This is a genomic window from Robertmurraya dakarensis, assembly GCF_900156875.1.
GTDB classification, from domain to species: Bacteria; Bacillota; Bacilli; order Bacillales; family Cytobacillaceae; genus Robertmurraya; species Robertmurraya dakarensis.
On record NZ_LT707408.1, the window covers coordinates 1552072 to 1570688 of the forward strand.

Annotated in this window: 13 protein-coding genes; 9 read left to right on the top strand and 4 right to left on the bottom strand. The window is 38.1% G+C overall.

The features are described from left to right. Nucleotides 1-6 precede the first annotated feature (6 nt). Complete coding sequence (locus CZ487_RS08670; RefSeq protein WP_077211716.1) at nt 7-951, top strand: dipeptidase; 945 nt, start codon at nt 7-9, stop codon at nt 949-951. A 7-nt stretch (nt 952-958) separates the two neighbouring features. Beyond that, entirely contained in the window at nt 959-2008 is a 1050-nt protein-coding gene (locus CZ487_RS08675; RefSeq protein WP_077211717.1) for a DmpA family aminopeptidase, read from the top strand. A gap of 80 nt (nt 2009-2088) precedes the next feature. Here the strand turns inward: CZ487_RS08675 and CZ487_RS08680 are convergent, their stop codons facing one another. Both CZ487_RS08680 and CZ487_RS08685 read right to left on the bottom strand, forming a co-directional pair. Continuing rightward, nucleotides 2089-3138, bottom strand: coding sequence for a M42 family metallopeptidase (locus tag CZ487_RS08680; RefSeq protein WP_077211718.1), 1050 nt, complete (start codon nt 3136-3138; stop codon nt 2089-2091). A gap of 128 nt (nt 3139-3266) precedes the next feature. Further along, nucleotides 3267-3455 (bottom strand): hypothetical protein, encoded by a 189-nt coding sequence (locus CZ487_RS08685; RefSeq protein WP_077211719.1) that lies wholly within the window; start codon nt 3453-3455, stop codon nt 3267-3269. A gap of 166 nt (nt 3456-3621) precedes the next feature. Here CZ487_RS08685 and CZ487_RS08690 point away from each other — a divergent pair, with 166 nt between their 5' ends. Continuing rightward, a complete protein-coding gene (locus tag CZ487_RS08690; RefSeq protein WP_077211720.1) occupies nt 3622-3855 on the top strand; it encodes a group-specific protein in 234 nt (77 codons plus the stop codon). A 48-nt stretch (nt 3856-3903) separates the two neighbouring features. Here CZ487_RS08690 and CZ487_RS08695 read toward each other — a convergent pair whose 3' ends face one another. Further along, entirely contained in the window at nt 3904-4389 is a 486-nt protein-coding gene (locus CZ487_RS08695) for a spore coat protein (protein ID WP_077211721.1), read from the bottom strand. Nucleotides 4390-4588: 199 nt separating this feature from the next. On the opposite strand from CZ487_RS08695, the gene CZ487_RS08700 reads away from it, so the two are divergent. The 5 genes from CZ487_RS08700 to CZ487_RS08725 all read left to right on the top strand — a co-directional run bounded on the left by CZ487_RS08700 (nt 4589) and on the right by CZ487_RS08725 (nt 16202). Beyond that, nucleotides 4589-7252: an S-layer homology domain-containing protein gene (locus CZ487_RS08700; protein WP_077211722.1), complete on the top strand. Its 2664-nt coding sequence runs from the start codon at nt 4589-4591 to the stop codon at nt 7250-7252. Between the two features lie 822 nt (nt 7253-8074). Next, complete coding sequence (locus tag CZ487_RS08705; protein WP_077211723.1) at nt 8075-8524, top strand: SRPBCC family protein; 450 nt, start codon at nt 8075-8077, stop codon at nt 8522-8524. A 175-nt stretch (nt 8525-8699) separates the two neighbouring features. Beyond that, a complete protein-coding gene (gene helD, locus CZ487_RS08710; protein WP_077211724.1) occupies nt 8700-11039 on the top strand; it encodes an RNA polymerase recycling motor HelD in 2340 nt (779 codons plus the stop codon). A 199-nt stretch (nt 11040-11238) separates the two neighbouring features. Continuing rightward, nucleotides 11239-12831, top strand: a complete 1593-nt coding sequence (locus tag CZ487_RS08715) for a long-chain-fatty-acid--CoA ligase (RefSeq protein WP_077211725.1) — start codon at nt 11239-11241, stop codon at nt 12829-12831. A 143-nt stretch (nt 12832-12974) separates the two neighbouring features. Continuing rightward, nucleotides 12975-16202, top strand: a complete 3228-nt coding sequence (locus CZ487_RS08725; protein ID WP_084783157.1) for an EAL domain-containing protein — start codon at nt 12975-12977, stop codon at nt 16200-16202. A 47-nt stretch (nt 16203-16249) separates the two neighbouring features. On the opposite strand, the gene CZ487_RS08730 is transcribed toward CZ487_RS08725, so the two are convergent. Then, nucleotides 16250-17239: an NAD-dependent epimerase/dehydratase family protein gene (locus CZ487_RS08730; RefSeq protein ID WP_077211726.1), complete on the bottom strand. Its 990-nt coding sequence runs from the start codon at nt 17237-17239 to the stop codon at nt 16250-16252. A gap of 291 nt (nt 17240-17530) precedes the next feature. Between CZ487_RS08730 and CZ487_RS08735 the strand changes: the two genes are divergently transcribed. Next, complete coding sequence (locus CZ487_RS08735) at nt 17531-18610, top strand: CotS family spore coat protein (protein WP_077211727.1); 1080 nt, start codon at nt 17531-17533, stop codon at nt 18608-18610. Nucleotides 18611-18617 lie beyond the last annotated feature (7 nt).

Below are 18617 nucleotides of genomic sequence, written 5' to 3' on the forward strand. Positions count from 1 at the left end.
GAGTTTATGAATATCATTGATCTGCATTGCGATGCATTGCTTAAATTATGGGAATCCGAAGGGAAATCACCTTTTTTGAATGCACCTGAAGTTGAGACAAATATGGAAAGATTAAAAAAAGGTAAGATTAAGGTTCAAGGGTTTGCCATTTGGATCGATCCAGTTATAAACTCTGATCAAAAATTTCAAGTTGCTCTGGAACAGATTGACCTTTTTTACCAGGAAGTATTAGGGAAAAACTCTGCTATGAAGCAGATTAAGAGCTGGTCTGACTTTGATGAATTAAATGATGGCGAAATCGGTGCCTTTCTTACTCTTGAAGGAGTAGAAGCCATAGGGAATGATTTAACTAGGCTACGTATTCTGTATCAATTAGGTGTAATGTCTGTAGGCTTAACTTGGAACTACGCTAATCTCGCGGCAGATGGTGCAATGGAACCCCGTGGGGCAGGGCTAACCACTCTAGGAAAGGAAATTGTTCAACTTAATAATGAGAATGAGGTGTTAACGGATGTTTCTCATTTATGTGAACGTTCTTTTTGGGATGTGATGGAGATTGCCCGATATCCAATTGCAAGCCACTCTAACTCTAAAACCTTGTGTAATCATCCGCGAAATTTAGATGACGAGCAGGCAAAAGCGATGTTTGAAAAAGGCGGAATGATCCATGCCGTGTATAGCCCTGATTTTGTAAAAACGGAGAGTCCTGCAACGATCGCAGACCTAATCAAACATATTGACCATTTTTGTGGCTTGGGCGGCGTGAAACAAATTGGTTTGGGATCTGATTTTGATGGTATTAATCTTAAGATTCAAGGATTAGAAGATGCATCACAAAGTCAAAACTTAATCAATGAATTGTTGAAATTCTTTAAAGAAGAAGAGGTTAAAGGTTTTGCTTATCAAAATTTCCTAAATAACCGGCCGAAGCCTCTTGTAAAGGAGAGATAATCATCTCGTGAAGATTCGTTTCCGAGGTCTGAAGATTGGACATTTAGATACCGGTAAAAACAATTGTATAACAGATGTGGATGGAGTTAAGATTGGGCATGTTACACTAGATTATCAGCTTGATGATGATGGAGAGGACTATGCCTGTACGGGAGTAACTGCTATTTTGCCGCATGGCCGAAACCTTTTTAAAGAAAAAGTAATCGCAGCAAGTTATGTTATTAATGGTTTTGGAAAAACAACGGGTCTTATACAAGTGAATGAGCTTGGCGTGATTGAATCGCCTATTATGCTCACTAATACGTTTGCGGTGCCAGCAGTGACTGAAGGTACATTACAGTATATGTTTGAACAAAATTCTGAAATTGGCGATACAACCGGTACCATTAATATTGTTGTTGGAGAATGTAATGATAGTCATTTAAATTCGATACGAAAGTTATCAGTTCGTCCTTGTCATGCAATTGAAGCGATTAACAATGCGGAATGCGGTCCAGCGGAGGAAGGTGCAGTCGGTGCGGGGAAAGGAATGGTTTGCTTTGGCTATAAAGGAGGAATTGGAACCTCATCAAGGAAAATTACTGATGAAGTGAATGACGTCGACTATACGGTTGGCGTTCTCACTTTGACCAATTTTGGGAAAAAGGAAGAAATACGTACACCTCTTGAAAACAGGAAAGAACCAGGACTGTCCGAAACCACAGATGGTTCGATTATAATGGTACTGGCAACAGATGCCCCGCTAAGTGAGCGCCAGCTTCTTCGGGTGGCAAAACGATGCGGAATTGGTTTAGGTAGAACGGGAAGCCATTTTAGTCATGGAAGTGGAGATATTGTGATAGCTTTTTCAACTGCTAATAAAGTTTCTCACTTTTCAGGAGGGGTAACTGAATCACGGACGCAGTTGAGAGATAGTCACATCGTAATGAATCAGATTTTTGCCGGTGCCGCTGAAGCAACAGAGGAAGCGATCCTGAATTCATTGTCGCAAGCTGTTACAACAACAGGACGGAAGGGGCATATCGTTCACTCATTTCCTTTTGCGAAAATGGACTGAAGAAAAAGGTTGAATGAAATAGATAAGATAAGGGTGCCCCATGCTTGCAGGCACCCTTTTTCTATAAAGCGGTCATGTGCTTAAAGGATCATGCTTGATTGAATATAATGATATAGAAGCTTTGAAGTGTTCTCAATCGATGATTGATGAGTACGTTCAAAAGCATGAGAAGAGTCAATCCCAGGTCCAACTAAACCATGGACGATGTCATGGCCTGCGCGAATTGCCGCAGAAGCATCTGAACCGTAATATGGATATACATCCAATTGAAATTCAATGCCGTTTTCTTTTGCAAGTTCAACAAGGTGTTTTCGTAATCCATAGTGATAAGGCCCGCTAGCATCTTTTACGCAAATTGAAACCGTGTACTCGTCTGTTGATTGACCGTCCCCCATAGCTCCCATGTCAACTGCTAAATATTCGACAGTTTCAGGCGTAATATTGGAGTTCCCTCCATAGCCGATTTCTTCATTATTGGAAATTAGGAAATGGGTTGTATAGGGAAGTGTCATGTTTTCGTTATTTATTTGTTTAATAAGCTGTAAAAGAATAGCTACGCTTGCTTTATCATCAAGATGTCTAGACTTGATAAATCCACTTTTAGTGATTTCTACTCGCGGGTCAAATGATACAAAATCCCCAACTTCAATTCCAAGTTTTCGTACATCATCCGCATTTTTCACCACTTCATCAATGCGTACCTCCATGTTTTCTTGGTTTCGCTCGGCTTTGTCGGCATTTTTATACACATGTACCGACGTCTGATGCATCAGAATCGTGCCAGTATATTTTTGACCGGAACTTGTTTCGATTTGACAGTATTCACCTTCTATAGAGTTAAATTTAAAGCCTCCAATAAGGTCCAGTTTTAGTCTGCCGCTAGGTTTAATTTCCTTCACAATTGCCCCAAGGGTGTCAACATGCGCTGTTAACATTCGATGCTGGGATGTATTTTTGCCAGGAATTGTCGCTATTAAGCCTCCCTTACGATTTCGGTATGTTTCTACTTTTAACTCGTTTAAATATTTTTCAACATATGTAATCACTTCATTTGTATTGCCGGAAGGACTTGGGATGTTAACAAGATCTTTTAAAAGCTGCAGTGTTTCACTTATATCAGGATATGCCATTTTGTCTGTATCTCCTTTCAAACTGTATATCGCTATTATACATCCTTTTACCAGAAACATAATAACGGAGGGCAATAGAGAAAGCTGTTGAGTTTCTCAACAGCTGTAAATGGAGATGAAATCATCTTTTATAATCCTTTAAACAGGGCTTTTACTCCAAGGTATAAAATCAAAAATGAAAACACAATAATGGCGATGACGCCAATCACTCCAAGGAATGATGCTGCGCCTGCTGTTAATAGTGATGAAGATGGTAAATTAGCGAGTGCAAATCCCGCCAAAACACAGGCTAAAAAAAGATATGCGATATGATACATATAATTCCCTCCTTTACTACATGGTATGCGGTTGTCTAGATTGTAGGATAGGCTTTTGTCTATTAACTAAATATTACCATATAGACAGGTTTAAAAAGCTTCTAATTGGGAAGTTTGCTATACGCTCTCACTAGAAGGTATAGTAAATAAAAAAGGAGGAGATAAAATGGGAGAATGTAAAATCGACCACTCAAAAGAGGATGTTAAGAACAAATATGAATCACAATTGGACCATTTACCGGAGGATATGAAGCCTTTATTTCAACAATTTTTCTTAGAAGAACACACACAAGAAATTCTGAACGATGTGTTTCATCTATTGAAGAAATATGATCTCGCTTCAGAGGATGAGAAACAAAACAGAAATAATCGTTTGTATATGGTACTTAAGAATACTTGAACTTGAGAATTTAACGGGCTGCCAATTTTCTGGCTGCCCGTTTTTGTTTTAGTAATTCATTGATAAAGCCTGTTGTGCTATTTTTAAATCATTATTTAAAAGTTGTGATAAATCATAAGAAGGATAATATCCATTTTTATACATATAGTTATATACTCTTTCATGAAGCTGGATTGCTTTAAGTAATTGGTTTGTCAGCACCTTTCTAAGCGCAGGTGTGGCTGTTTCTGTGATGGCAATTGCGTAATTCCGTACGGATGCTTTACAAAATCCAAGCAAATCGCCTGCATAAAAAGCACGGTCATTCCTTACTTCATTTCTATTATCGTATCCTGGTGCAGCGGGATAGAATTGTATTAATTCGTTGATATTTGAAGTTAAGCCTTGGATGGCTTTTTCATAAATCCCTCTTAATTCAACATCTGAAATATGTCTGTAAGCCTTTTTCAGTTTCATTAATCCAATTGACTGAAAAGCCATTAACTCATGCAGCTCCAGAGTTTCATGCCAAGCTAATGTATTAGGTCTATTCATCTTTCTTTCACTTCTCCCCATCCGATAATGTAATCATCACCCTATCGTATTCATGAATATTGAACCGGTATATTGTCCTGCGTCAGTTTATCCTTAAAATGATGGATTACCTCAATGATTCCATAAAAATCCTCGTTACATATACCTTTTAATCACGGGCACACTTAAAGTGTATATGACTTAAAAGGGGGCATTACGCTTGGTACAAATCCAACGATATGAATTAGCGAAGCAACAGAATGATACCGTTATTACTCTTTTTATACAACAAGGTATGGAGGAGTTTGCTGAGGAATTTGGCTCCAGCAGGAAAAAGCAGGATAGTGTCCAGAAGACTGCGGAATCTTATCTTCGGAATCGATTTCCGAATGTAAAAAAAGCAACGGTGAGAGTGATGGTAGGTACCATGCTGGTCGGGGTCTTTTCTTTTACAGCTGCAGGGAAGTTGGAACCAATTAAAGCGAGTGCAGAAGAAAATACAATGCAAGCAACGGCAGATACAGAGGTCGAAGTGACTCTCCCTGATACTGATTTTAAGGATGCAGGGGACTTTACTGATATTAATGATGAGCATGAGTTTTATAAGTTTGTCGAAGATTTTGCAAACCGAGGGATCGTAAAGGGGTATGGAGACCACTTTGCTGTTTATGAAGATATGACTCGGGCTCAAGCAGCAAAAGTGATCGCCTTAGTTATTGGATTTAATCCGGAAGAAGTAGAAAATCCAAATTTCAAAGATGTAACAGACACGAAAAACGCTTGGGCAATTCCTTATGTCTCCTTCTTAGAGAATGAAGGTGTGATTAAAGGATATGGAGAAGGAGATAACCGAGAGTTTAGACCAAATGAAAAAGTAACAAGAGCACAAATGGCAAAAATGCTGGTTCAAGCATTCAAGCTGGCTGATGATGTAAAAGAAGGTACAGGCGCTGGCTGGGCAAATAATTATATAGAAGTCCTGATTGACAAAGGGATTACTTCAATGGAATCACCTGATGCATTTAGGGGAGGAGACACGACATACCGAGGTCACCTTGTTAAGTTTGTCTATCAATCAGAATTAGCAAAGGGGAATATTGGAAGTATAACGGATGTTTCTGATGATTCCATTTCTGTCACATTACCGGGGGGAAATTCTGCGACATATCCACTTACTGACGAGACGAACAAAATTTTAAATCCAACGAATAGTGCGGCTTTAGAGGACGCAGAAATTTCAGTGAAGTTTAATGATGAAGGGGAGATTTCTGAAATTCTTGAGCTGACTATTAATGCAGAAGGTACCGCGGAGAGCCAGCTAACCCTAGATGGTGGAGACACGGTTGTAAAAAATTTAATTGCTAATGGAGATTTTCTCGAAATAAAAAAACTTACTGTTGATGATGATCTAGAAATTACGCCGAATGTGGAAAACTCTTTTCAAGCAAGCAGTGTGAACATCGGGCTTAATACGATTATACAAGAATCTGGGAACTTTACAGCTGCAGCAGATTATGCAGGAATCTCAGCTGTATTTAAAGAGTCTAACCTACGTAATGTTCTTGTTAAGAAAGATGGAGTTACGATTGAACAGGCGGATGGCAGTACTATTTCCAAGTACCTCGTGCAGGCGGATTCTAAAATAGTCACAGATGATACAAGCTTAATTGGTACGGTAAAACTTCAAGGAAAAACAAAAAATGTTGAAATGAACGGAAACGTTTCGAATATTGATCTTGATGCCGATCAGGCAGTAGCAATAAAGGGGAATGCTGTAGTAGCCAATGTAAGTCTTCCAAAGGGTAAATCTATAAGCGATGTTATTAAAAATTACGATGAAGTTAAACAAAACATTATTAAAATTGATGGAGAGAAAAACGAGGATTCTCGTTATGAAATAGATGAAGATACAGGAGATGTTACAGAAATAGGGGCTGAACCTGACGCTGAAGCAACAAATCCTGATTTACGTGATGTGGTTGTTAATGGAACTAATTTTACACCTGAAATGTTTGAAAATATTAAGATCACTGCAGGTGAGCTGAATGCGATCGACAACTTTACTGTAAGGACAACAGAAGAAGCTGCCGATATTGACGTAACAGTAACGACAACCCTCGCGAATGGTACAGTTGTTCATGAAATTTTAGCAAAAGAACAGAACGTATCAGAAGTAAATCTAGATATGGCGGAGCTAAAGGCAAAATACGGTGAGCTTCCAGGTGGAGAGTACCAATTCACAATTAAGCTGACAAATAACAAAGGCGAAGTAGAAGAAATTAATGCGACTCTTGATGCGACAAAGGGAACTGAAGCGGACGCTCCAGTAGAGAATGACGATACTACGGATGTGGCAAATCCAGCTGTACCTAAGGATTTAGATGTTGAGTACGAAGCTGCTAGTGAAAATGTTATTGTCTCGTTTAAAGTAGACAACGAGTTAGACTTAAAACCAATAACAGGTACAACAGATATAGCTGCAATCACTAGTTTGTATACCACTTTAGCAGATAAGATGGTTAATGGTACAGATGAAGAGATTAAAGATGCTGCTGAAGCGATTGGTGATGATGTAATCACAGAGTATTATTATTTGGATGATGATGGAAAAAAAGTATATTTAAAAACAACAAACGACGGTGATCTAGTTAAAAATAAATATTGGGAAGGTTATCTTGTAATAGGTAATGATAAGTATCCAACTACTGAAAATACTGTAATCCCGGCCGATACTGAGATTTTGACATCTACAAATCAACATACAGGTACAGTAAGTGAAGGTTGGTTGAATGATGTCAAAGGTAAGGAGCTTATTGTAAAAGTAACTGTAATTGATGATGGGAATGTAAGCAGCAGTGAACATAAGGTACAAATTCCTGAATAATCAATCTAACCTTGACGGGAAGAGCTATTAATCATTTATAGCTCTTCTTTTAGTATCCTAGCTGGGTGAAGTATATAGGGACAAGCCCCGAATACAAACGGTGACATTGTCTTAATGAAAGGGTATTTGTGGTGACGCGAAATTTGAAGGGTGGAAAACTATTGGTCTGAGCAACACGAACACCATATAAGATACAAGGGTTAGGTATCATTGGATGAGTTTGCTATACAGATTAATGTCCTTACTGCCAAATACAGTACAGAGTAAATGGAAGATGAAGACCGTTTGTCTATTGAAACGCCTGAGGAATGGTTTTCAAAGTAGAGATGAAGACCGTTTATGTACCGGGAGGGTTGAGGAAAGGTTCTCATAGCAGAGATGAAGACCGTTTATGTACCGGAAGGCTTGAGGAAAGGTTTTCATAACAGAGATGAAGACCGTTTGTGTACCAGAAGGCTTGAGGAAAGGTTTTCGTAGCAGAGATGAAGACCGTTTATTTGCCGAAGCGTCTTAGGAATGGTTTTCATAGTAGAAATGATGCCCTTTCTTTGAACAAACGGGAATAAAAAGCTCGTCTTTTTAGGAGTTCCGAAAACTGACGTCATATAGAAATGAATCGCCTTTATTACGGTACATTCGGTCGTGTGAGTGCTCGGGGTTCTCGTTCGCCCTCTCCTACTCAATTTTAGTATTTTAGGCCACTCCAACTGTAAAAAGAAATCAGTCATGTCGAAAGAAGACATTGAATAGTCTTTAACATGGGTGTTTTATACGGAATTATTTACAGCGAACATCAGGATGATGCAAAAGGAGTGGATAAACATGGCGAGTAAAGTATACAGCATGAGAGTTAATGCGCCGATTGAAGGGGTTTGGAGATTTATTAGTGATATAGACCATTGGGCTCCGCTTGTGCCGGGCTACATAGAGCACGAACTTATTAATGATAAGGAATCGACATGGACATTTAAGAGTGATTTAGGCATTATGAAGAAAAAAATTCAATTGAAAGTGGATATTACAAATTGGAAAGAGCCTAACAATGTAGCGTTTGATTTAACGGGTATTAACGAAAAGTTTACAGGAAACGGATATTTTGAAGCGAAGCAAATTGGCGAGAATCAGACGTTGATGACAGGGAGTCTCAATATCGAGGCCCAAGGAAAGCTAGCGAAAATGGTGAACTCTGTTCTGAAAACGAATGTTCCTGAAATGACACAGGAATTAACGGAAGCTGTCGGGCTGAAAATTCAAGAGTTGCAAAAGCAATAGCATCTTCTTTATTGATAAGAAAAACCGTCTTGCATTTCCAGCAGTATGCTAGAATGAATGACGGTTCATTACATAAAATTTTAAATTTAATGTTAAATTAACCCATAATAACATTAACATATAATTATTTGTTTGTCAAACAATAAGCTAAAATGATATGACGGAGTGTGATTTCATGAGTAAAGAACAAATCGAAAAGGAGTATGAGCAAAGAAGAGTTGGATTGATTGTAGAAGCAATTCAGGAAAAGATAGATACACTTGGTCAACAAGTAAACAAAGTCGGTTCTGATGCTCTTGAAATTAGAACAACGTTTTGGGATGATGTCACAGTTAACGTAGATGAACCTGATGATCTTGCAGAGACTTTTTCTAGTATAAAGCAGCAAGCGCAGCTCCTTTCTGAACGAGAAAGAAGTCATCTCCAGCTCAATAGAAAGCTCCATTCGTTACAAAGACTAAAAAATTCCCCATATTTCGGAAGAGTTGATTTTAAAGAAGATGCTGAGCAAGAGGCTGAATCAATCTATATAGGAATCACTTCTTTTATGGACAAGGATGATGAAAATTTTCTGATTTATGATTGGCGTGCACCGATTTCAAGTATTTATTATGATTACTCGCCCGGAAGAGCTGATTACAAAACACCTGAGGGAATAATAGAAGGAGAAATGACGCTAAAGCGTCAATTTATTATTCGTAACAGCGTCATTCAAGGAATGTTTGATACAGGAGTAACTATCGGGGATCAGCTTCTTCAAGAGGTTTTAGGAAATCAAGCCGATTCACATATGAAGACGATTGTCGCTACCATACAAAAAGAACAGAACAGAATTATCCGTAATGAAAAAAGCAAATATTTAATCGTTCAAGGTGTGGCAGGAAGTGGGAAGACTTCTGCTGCTTTGCAGCGGGTGGCCTATTTGCTATACCAAAACAGAGGTTCTTTAAGCTCCCAGAATATTATGCTTTTTTCGCCCAACCCTTTATTCAATAGCTATGTGGCTACCGTACTACCTGAGCTTGGAGAAGAAAATATGCAGCAGACAACGTTTCTGGAATACTTGCAAAGTCGCATTGGAGTATCCCTGAAACTGGAAGATTCATTTACCCAGCTCGAGTATTTGCTTAATAATGAAGTAAGTGAATTATACAAGAGTCGTGTAAGTGGAATTGTTTATAAATCGAGTTTAGATTTTAAGAAACTAATTGATCGTTATTTAGAGTTTTTAGGAAAAGAAGGCATGCAATTTAAGGATATTTCAATGAAAGATCAGGTGCTGCTTTCGGCCAGACAAATTAAAGAGCAATTTTATGCTTATGATAAGGATATTTCAATCCCTAACAGAATCGAGCTTCTGCAAGAATGGATTAAAAAGGAGTTAAAAAAACGAAAGAAGCTTGAGAAAAGAAAGGATTGGGTGAAGGACGAAGCACAATTTTTAGATAAAGAAGATTTTTTGGAAGTATTCAATAAGCTCGAAAAAAAGAAACGTTACCGTGAAAACAGCTTCGATGACTTTGAACTAGAGGAGAAGCTTCTATCTGAAATCGTTGTCAATCGTTATTTTAAGCCTATCATGAAGAAGGTAAAGAAACTGGCCTATATTGATTATGAAGAAATATATCGGGGCCTTTTTCAAGTGGATATCATCGAAAACTTAGCTTGCAAATTTCCTGATAATTGGAATGAAATTTGCAAATATAGCAATGATACTTTATTAAGAGCGGAATTGGCATTTGAGGATGCGACTCCGTTTGTGTATTTGAAAGACGGTATTGAAGGGAAGGCCTCTTACTCATCGATACGGCATGTGTTTGTTGATGAGGCTCAGGATTATTCAGCTTTTCAGTTTGCTTATTTACGTGAACTTTTTCCCTTTAGCAAAATGACGTTTTTGGGAGATATTAATCAGGGTATCTACTCACATTCAACGGAAGCAGAATCCTTTCTTCCTAAAGATATCAAGAAAGAGGAACAGGAAAGAATCATCCTTACAAGAAGCTACCGTTCAACAAGGCAGATAGTTGAATTTACGAAAACAATTCTTAAGAATGGGGAACATATCGAACCATTCAACCGTAATGGCAAGAAACCTTCTTTAACCTTTGTTGACGATGAAGAATCCCTGAAGTCTTGTATTTTAAATGAGGTACAACAAAAAATACACTCTGACTTTGAAACGATTGCAATTATATGTAAGACCGCTAAACAAAGTGCCAAGGCGTATGAATTCCTAAAGGAACACCATTCAGTTCGTCTAATTGAAAAAGGAACGATTTCTTTTGAAAAGGGTGTTCTCGTCATTCCTGCCTATTTAGCAAAAGGAATTGAGTTTGATTCTGTTATCATCTATGATGCGTCAAAGGAGACCTATGGGAAGGAAAGTGAACGGAGACTTCTGTATACTGCATGTACAAGGGCAATGCATGAATTGAGTATTTTTTCAATGGGAGAAATGAGTCCTTTTATTGAATCGGGATTAGATTATCTGAATATAAAAAACCAAATTTAGAATGGCGATCTTCTGAAAGGGGATCGTTTTTCTTTTGATCAAAGGATAAAAATCCTATTGAAATAACGTAAAAAAATGAATATTATTAGTATTATAAAAAGTCGTAATTTTATGTTATAATTTTCAATAGAAATATAGTGTTGTAAATTCGGTCTATTTATGAAAACGATTACAAATTAATGATGAGGAGTTGGTTTGGATGATTTCACCTTTAACACCACTTGATTGGAAGCGGAGAGCTGTTAAATATTATCCTCAAAAAATAGCAGTTATTGATGGAGAAAAGCAGTTTACATACAAGGAATTTAGCGAAAGAGTAGATAGGCTGTCAATTGCTTTACATAAAGCAGGGATTAAAGAAGGTGACCATGTGGCAGTCATGCTGCCTAACACCCATTATATGCTTGAATGCTTCTATGGTATTTGCCAGCTCGGGGCTGTTATGGTGCCGTTAAATTATCGGCTTGCAGACCATGATTTGGAGTATATTATCAAACACAGTGATTCGAAAATGCTAATAGTGGATGAAGAATTCGCTGCTCCAATTGAAACCATTATTGATAACCTCTCACTTGAACAAATCATCGTTGTGCCAGTACCAGGGCAGAGTACATCCTTAAAGGCGATCGAGTTTGAGAGCTTTCTTAGTCGTGTAGATGATTCGGATGTATTACCTGTGGTAGAAATTGATGAAAATCAACTCCTCACTTTAAATTATACGAGCGGGACGACTTCTAAGCCTAAAGGCGTGATGTTGACACATCGCGGCAATTATTTAAATGCAGCCAATTTTTTGTATCATCTTAGTGTCAACCATGACGATGTTTATCTTCATACCTTGCCGATGTTTCATGCGAATGGCTGGGGCGGAGTTTGGGCGCTAACGGCAGCAGGTGGTACACATGTATGCTTGAGAAAAGTCGATCCACCATTGATTCTTGACCTTTTCGAAAGCAAAAATATCAGCTTGCTTTGTGGAGCTCCGACTGTAGTCAATATGCTCGTAAATGACCCAAAAGCGAAGGAAGTTAAGATTAAAACTAGTCCCCGCATGGCGACAGCGGGTGCTCCTCCAGCGGCAGCGTTGATTCAAAAAGCGCAAGATATTCTAGGATTAAATATGATTCATGTGTATGGTTTAACAGAAACCTCTCCATTTATTTTGTACTGTGAATGGAAGAAAGAATTTGATTACAAGTCTTCTGACGAACAAGCAACAATAAAGGCTAGACAAGGAATTGAACTGGCATTTAACGGTGAAACAAAGGTGGTTCATCCAGACGGTCAAGAAGTGGCTTGGAACGGGGAAGAATTGGGAGAAATTATTACTCGAGGGAATGTCGTCATGGCTGGCTACTATAAGGACCCAGAGAATACAGCCGCTGCTATTAAAGATGGATGGTTCCATACTGGGGATTTAGCTGTAACGCATCCGGATGGTTTTATTGAAATTCGTGACCGGGCAAAGGATTTAATTATCTCAGGGGGAGAAAATATTTCTTCAACAGAAGTAGAGGGAGTTTTATATAAACATCCTGCCGTTCTGGAGGCAGCGGTTATTGCTATACCAGATGAAAAATGGGGAGAAGTACCGAAAGCAATCATTGTTCCGCAGCCAGGTGCAGAGGTGACAGAAGCAGAAATAATTCAATTTTGCCGAGATCAAATGGCCCACTTCAAAGCTCCTAAGTCTGTTGAAATTGTTGAAGCACTTCCAAAAACAGCAACGGGTAAATTACAGAAATATCGGTTAAGAGAAATGTATTGGAAAGGACCTAAAAAGGTAAATTAATAGTTAAATAGGATCAGTTCCTTCATCATGCGGGGCTGATCTTTTTCTTTTTTCAAAATAGCATAATTAATAGCTTATAAAGCTAATATATAATTGCCATTTTATAGTATAATAGTGAAAAGGATTTAGGGGATTACGGTGATATGATGAATAAACAATCTACTGAAATTGAAACGCAGCGATTACATAATGAATTTATAAATGATACACAGCAAAGTAGAGGCAATGCTGCTTGTGTGGATCTCTATCAAAATATAGTTGAGTTTTCTCCAAATGCTGTTCTTGTACAGCAAGACGGAAGAATTGTTTATGGGAATCAAGAGGCAATCCGCTTGTTAGGAGCTAAAGACGTACAAGAACTGTTAGGTAAACATATAGAAGATTTGATTATTGAAGAGCAATTACAAGTTTTGAAGGACCGGCTGGCTCAAGTAGCAACTGGAGGAAAGGTTCCAAATTATCAGTATAAGATTAAAACACTAGACGGGAGATTTGTAGATGTTGTTCTCAATGGAGCTGAGATTCCCTATAACGGAAGCTCTGCGATTCTGTCCATAGTTCAGGAAGTTACAAAGGTTGAAACAGCTAATGTCATGGAGCATATGGCGCACTATGATTATCTGACCGGCTTACCGAATAGAAATGCCTTAAACAAACACCTTTTTCAAGAAATCACTATCTCTATGGAAAAAGAAAAAAGCTTTGCTCTTCTATTTATTAATCTTGACCGTTTTAAAATTATTAATGACACTTTGGGCCATGATATCGGTGATCTTTTATTAAAAGAAGTATCAAATCGTCTAAGAGTGTGTATTAGCGGGAAGGATCGAATCTTTAGACAGGGAGGTGACGAATTCATTATTTTCTTGGAAGAAGGAGATCAAAAAACAGCTTCGATGGTTGCGAGGCGGGTTGTTGATGTGCTTTCTGTACCGATAAGGATAGAAAATAATGATATATTCACTTCACCTAGTATCGGAATTAGTATTTTTCCTGAAGATGGAAATATTGCTGACACTTTAGTCAAGCATGCTGATTTTGCGATGCACCAAGCAAAATCGGAGGGTAGTAATCAATATAAATTTTATTCTTCTATTGACGTACAATGCAATTATAATCCGTTGAAATTAGAGTTAGATCTCCATAGGGCGATCGAACGGAAAGAGTTAAATCTTTTATATCACCCAAAAGTCAATCTGAAAACAGGTAAAATTGTAGGGGTAGAAGCGTTAATCAGGTGGAACCATCCTGAGCTTGGAACAATTACTCCAAGAAATTTTATCCCCATTGCCGAGGAAACGGGCTTAATTAGTCCAATTGGCGAGTGGGTTTTATATCAAGCATGCATACAGTGTAAAAAGTGGAATCAAAAAGGTTTTACTCCAATTTTATCAGTGAATTTATCTGCACGACAGTTTACACAGCTTCACTTTACTGAAACAGTGGAAAGTATTCTTCGAGAAACAGGAATTGACCCACAATACTTAGAACTGGAAATTACTGAAAGCATGACAGCAGACCTGCAGTGTGCAAACAGGCATTTACAGCAATTAAAGAAGCTAGGTGTTCGGATAAGTATTGACGATTTTGGAAAGGGCTATAGCTCTCTAAATTACTTAAAAAAGTTCCCTGTGGATTCATTAAAAATAGATCAATCCTTTATTAGAGAGCTTTATAATAATCCTAACGGTGAAACCATCGTCAAGACGATTATTTCAATGGCCCATAACTTAAAACTAAAAGTAGTGGCCGAAGGGATTGAGTCAAGGGAGCAATTAGTGTTCTTGCAAGAGCATCTATGTGATGAAGGCCAGGGGTATTATTTTACAAAACCTGTCACAGCGGCTAAATTAGAAGAAAATTTAATAGAGATTGAAAGAGTAGTACCAGAATATGGCCTTTCTCAGGATGTCAATGAAAGAATTTGGTCTGATGAGCTTTTGCGTTTAGCTAGAAAAGAACTAAATGAGACGATTCGTCTTCAGCAAGGAATGACATTTAAATTTAAAAGAATAAAGGGTGACTTTATCCATACTCTCTGTGATGGGGATCTTCTCTATCGTATGGGACTTGTTCCGAGTCAAGTAGTTGGGAAGAGACTCAGGGACTTTTTACCTGAGGACATCTCTAGAGAAAAGGAAGAGTATTATAATAGAGCATGGAATGGAGAAGAGCAGGTAATATACGAAACTGAAGTCAATGGAATTTGCTATCTATCTGCTTTGAGTCCAATCAAGCGCGGTGGTGAAGTGGTTGAGGTTATTAGTTCGAGTGTCGACATCACGGCTCGAAAAAAAGCAGAAAAGGCCCTTGTTGAAAGTGAAAATAAATACCGATTAATCGCTGAAAATATGTCCGATTTGATCGCCATTGTAGATAGAAAGGGGATCCTTCTATATGCCTCTCCTTCCCATCAAACAGTCCTAGGGTATCCTTCAGAAAAATTAGTAGGCAAATTCGCATCGGAACTTATTTATCCTGAAGATATCCCGTTACTTAACAGCCGTTTTAATCAAATGGTCGAGACAGGAGTATCCACCAAGATTGAGTACCGCGCGCTTAATCAAAAAGGGGAATTTTTATTATTTGAATGTTATGTAAGTCCTGTGATTGGGATATTTGGGGATACTGAAAATTTCTTAATTGTTTCGAGAGATATTACGGAACGAAAAAGGGCGGAGGAACTGTTATGGAATTCGGAAAAATTATCGTTAGTCGGTGAACTGGCTGCTGGTGTTGCGCATGAGATAAGAAACCCGATTTCATCCATAAAAGGATTCATTCAATTATTTCAAGAAGGGGTAATCAAGGATGAATACTTTGATGTAATACTTTCTGAATTTAACCGAATTGAGGATATTATTAAGGAATTTCTATCCCTTGCTAAGCCACAGCAAATTCAACCTAAGGATACGAATATGGTCAACTTAATCACTGATGTAGAGATGTTGGTGAAATCGGAAGCCATTCTGCAAAATATTGTATTTACAACTGAAATAGAACCGGACTTGCCTCCGATTAGCTGTGATCCCAATCAAATTAAACAAGTGTTAATTAACCTTTGTAAAAACAGTATTGACGCAATCGCCGCGGATAGATTAGGAACAATTTGCATCAAAGTAAATAGTGAACAAGATCAGCTCATCATCAAGATTAGCGATAACGGTGTTGGAATCAGTGAGGATCGTTTAAAAAGACTAGGAGAACCATTTTACAGTAATAAAGAAAAGGGTACAGGATTGGGTCTGATGATGTGCTTTAGGATTATCCGCGAGCATAATGGATCCATGACATTTTCCAGCAAAGAAGGACAAGGTACAACGGTAGAAGTAAAGTTGCCAGTTAAACCAGTGAGAAAAGAAATTCTTTAATCGTTTAAGAAATAGATCTCAAAATAGAGCTTGGGCTTATCCAGGCTCTATTTAATTTGATAGTAATCTTTAAACCACTTAATAAACCTCTTAATTCCTTCGTCAATTGATACTCTTGGTTTATAATGAATATCCATGGTTAAATCATCTATGTCAGCAAAGGTTTCAGGCACATCTCCAGGTTGAAGCGGAAGAAATCGTTTTATCGCCTTATCTCCTAAGTGAGTTTCAATTAAATCGATACAGTCAAGTAGTTGGACAGGCTGGTGGCTTCCGATATTGTATATTTTATAGGGAGGGTGTATATCCCTTGGAGGACCTTTCTTTACTAAACGGTAAACCGATTCTATACAGTCGTCTATATAAGTGAAATCTCGTTTCATGTATCCATTGTTATAAATCTCAATAGGCTCTTTTTTTAGAATCAAATTAGTAAAGTTAAAAATAGCCATATCCGGTCTCCCCCAAGGACCATAAACTGTAAATAAACGCAGCCCTGTTGTGGGAAGGTTATACAAGTGGCTGTAGGTATAAGCTAATAATTCATTTGCTCTCTTGGTTGCAGCATATAAGCTGATGGGAGTGTCAACACGGTCAGTAATAGAAAATGGCAACTGCTTGTTTTGTCCATAAACAGAACTTGAGGACGCATAAATAAGAGAAGAAACGTTAAATTTTCTGCAGCATTCTAGCATATTAGTAAAGCCAACGAGGTTAGATTGTATATACCCATGCGGATGTGTGATGCTGTACCTTACTCCTGCCTGCGCGGCAAAATGAAGGACAATGTTAAAAGAATACCGGTCAAACAAACTCTCAAGCAGCTCTAGGTTTTCAACAGAGCATTTGATAAAAGTAAAGCTTTTATCCTTCTTTAAAATGCTAAGGCGGTCCTGTTTTAAACTCACATCATAATAGTTATTCAAATTATCTATTCCGACCACAGCAAGTCCTTCGTTCAACAGACGCTGACATAAATGAAATCCTATAAAGCCTGCACAACCGGTCACTAAAATAGGATTTGTCACAGTTTGCACTTTTAAACTCCTTTCTTTCTATAGATCTTTTTGCGACCCCCTCTATTTCTTTCTATATGGATATGATTTCTTTTGAAAAAGGTATAAGCGCTTTACCCTTTTCCCTATGGCTTTTCCAACAAAATCTCACATCATTTAGGAGGATTTCGTCAAAAACTCTGATTATGTAGTGTACTTGTCCAAACCATTATTCGATAGGAGCATAAAGTAAATATGAAGTAAGGATGTCATATTTTGGTTATTGTTGGTCCCGTTGTCTCGGATGTTTGAATTTTTATTAGGAGGGATGTTATGGAACAGATCATGCCATGGGAAATGGAAGAACAAATGGATGAATTCTTTATCCCAGACTATATTAATAATCTAGCAGATGAAGTTTTAAAACATTATGATTTTTCCGTTAAAAGTATGGAAGTCGTCACGACAAAGCACGATAAAGGCGGGGCTATTTGGAAGCTTGAAACAAGTGCCGGCCCTAAGAGTTTGAAGCTGCTTCACAGAAGACCTACTAGAAGCTTGTTTAGCCTAGGAGCTCAGAATTATTTAGTGCATGTTCAAAAGGCAAATGTGCCGCCAATTGTAGTAACAAAAGATGGAGCAGACTATGTGGAAGCAGGGGGAAAACTATGGTTTGTTGCTGAATGGATCGAACCGTTAAATCCAGTATCAAAGGATTTAGAAGGGGCGAAGCTTCTTTGTGCCGCGCTTGGTGAGTTTCACCGCTTAAGCAAAGGGTATGTGCCGCCTGCGCAAGCTGAGGTTTCTTCCAGACTGCACAAATGGCCGAAAGATTATGAAAAAGTTATTCGGAAAATGGATTGGTTTCGAAATATAGCTCTTGCTTATTCCGAAATGCCAGCTAGTTCTCATCTATTAAATGTAGTTGATCTATTTGAAGAGCAAGCAAAGAGAGGATTGGAAAGATTAAACCAATCTAGCTTTCATGAATTAATTCAGCATGGAAAAGAATATTGGGGATTAGTCCATCAAGATTATGGCTGGTCAAATGGCCAAATGGGTCCTAACGGGATGTGGATTATTGACCTGGACGGTGTTGCATACGATATTCCAATTCGTGATTTAAGGAAGTTGATTACCGGTACAATGGCGGATTTATATCGTTGGGATACTACTTGGGTAAGAGAAATGATAAAGGCTTATCATGAAACAAATCCGATTAGTCCAGAGTTATATGATTTATTAATGATTGATTTAGCTATGCCGAATGAATTCTACAAAAATATTAAGGAAGTAGTCTATGAGCCTGAGATATTTTTAGATGATGTGACATCTTCGATGATTCAAACGATTGTGGATACCGATCAAACAAAGTGGCCTGTTCTTGAAGAAATAAAGGATGATTGGAAGTGATGAAAGC

What these genes read in the sequence shown, in the direction of transcription:
- CZ487_RS08670 (WP_077211716.1), top strand. Translation starts at nt 7, where the DNA reads ATGAATATCATTGATCTGCATTGCGATGCATTGCTTAAATTATGGGAA.
- CZ487_RS08680 (WP_077211718.1), bottom strand. Translation starts at nt 3,138, where the DNA reads ATGGCATATCCTGATATAAGTGAAACACTGCAGCTTTTAAAAGATCTT.
- CZ487_RS08685 (WP_077211719.1), bottom strand. Translation starts at nt 3,455, where the DNA reads ATGTATCATATCGCATATCTTTTTTTAGCCTGTGTTTTGGCGGGATTT.
- CZ487_RS08690 (WP_077211720.1), top strand. Translation starts at nt 3,622, where the DNA reads ATGGGAGAATGTAAAATCGACCACTCAAAAGAGGATGTTAAGAACAAA.
- CZ487_RS08695 (WP_077211721.1), bottom strand. Translation starts at nt 4,389, where the DNA reads ATGAATAGACCTAATACATTAGCTTGGCATGAAACTCTGGAGCTGCAT.
- CZ487_RS08705 (WP_077211723.1), top strand. Translation starts at nt 8,075, where the DNA reads ATGGCGAGTAAAGTATACAGCATGAGAGTTAATGCGCCGATTGAAGGG.
- helD (WP_077211724.1), top strand. Translation starts at nt 8,700, where the DNA reads ATGAGTAAAGAACAAATCGAAAAGGAGTATGAGCAAAGAAGAGTTGGA.
- CZ487_RS08715 (WP_077211725.1), top strand. Translation starts at nt 11,239, where the DNA reads ATGATTTCACCTTTAACACCACTTGATTGGAAGCGGAGAGCTGTTAAA.
- CZ487_RS08725 (WP_084783157.1), top strand. Translation starts at nt 12,975, where the DNA reads ATGATGAATAAACAATCTACTGAAATTGAAACGCAGCGATTACATAAT.
- CZ487_RS08735 (WP_077211727.1), top strand. Translation starts at nt 17,531, where the DNA reads ATGGAACAGATCATGCCATGGGAAATGGAAGAACAAATGGATGAATTC.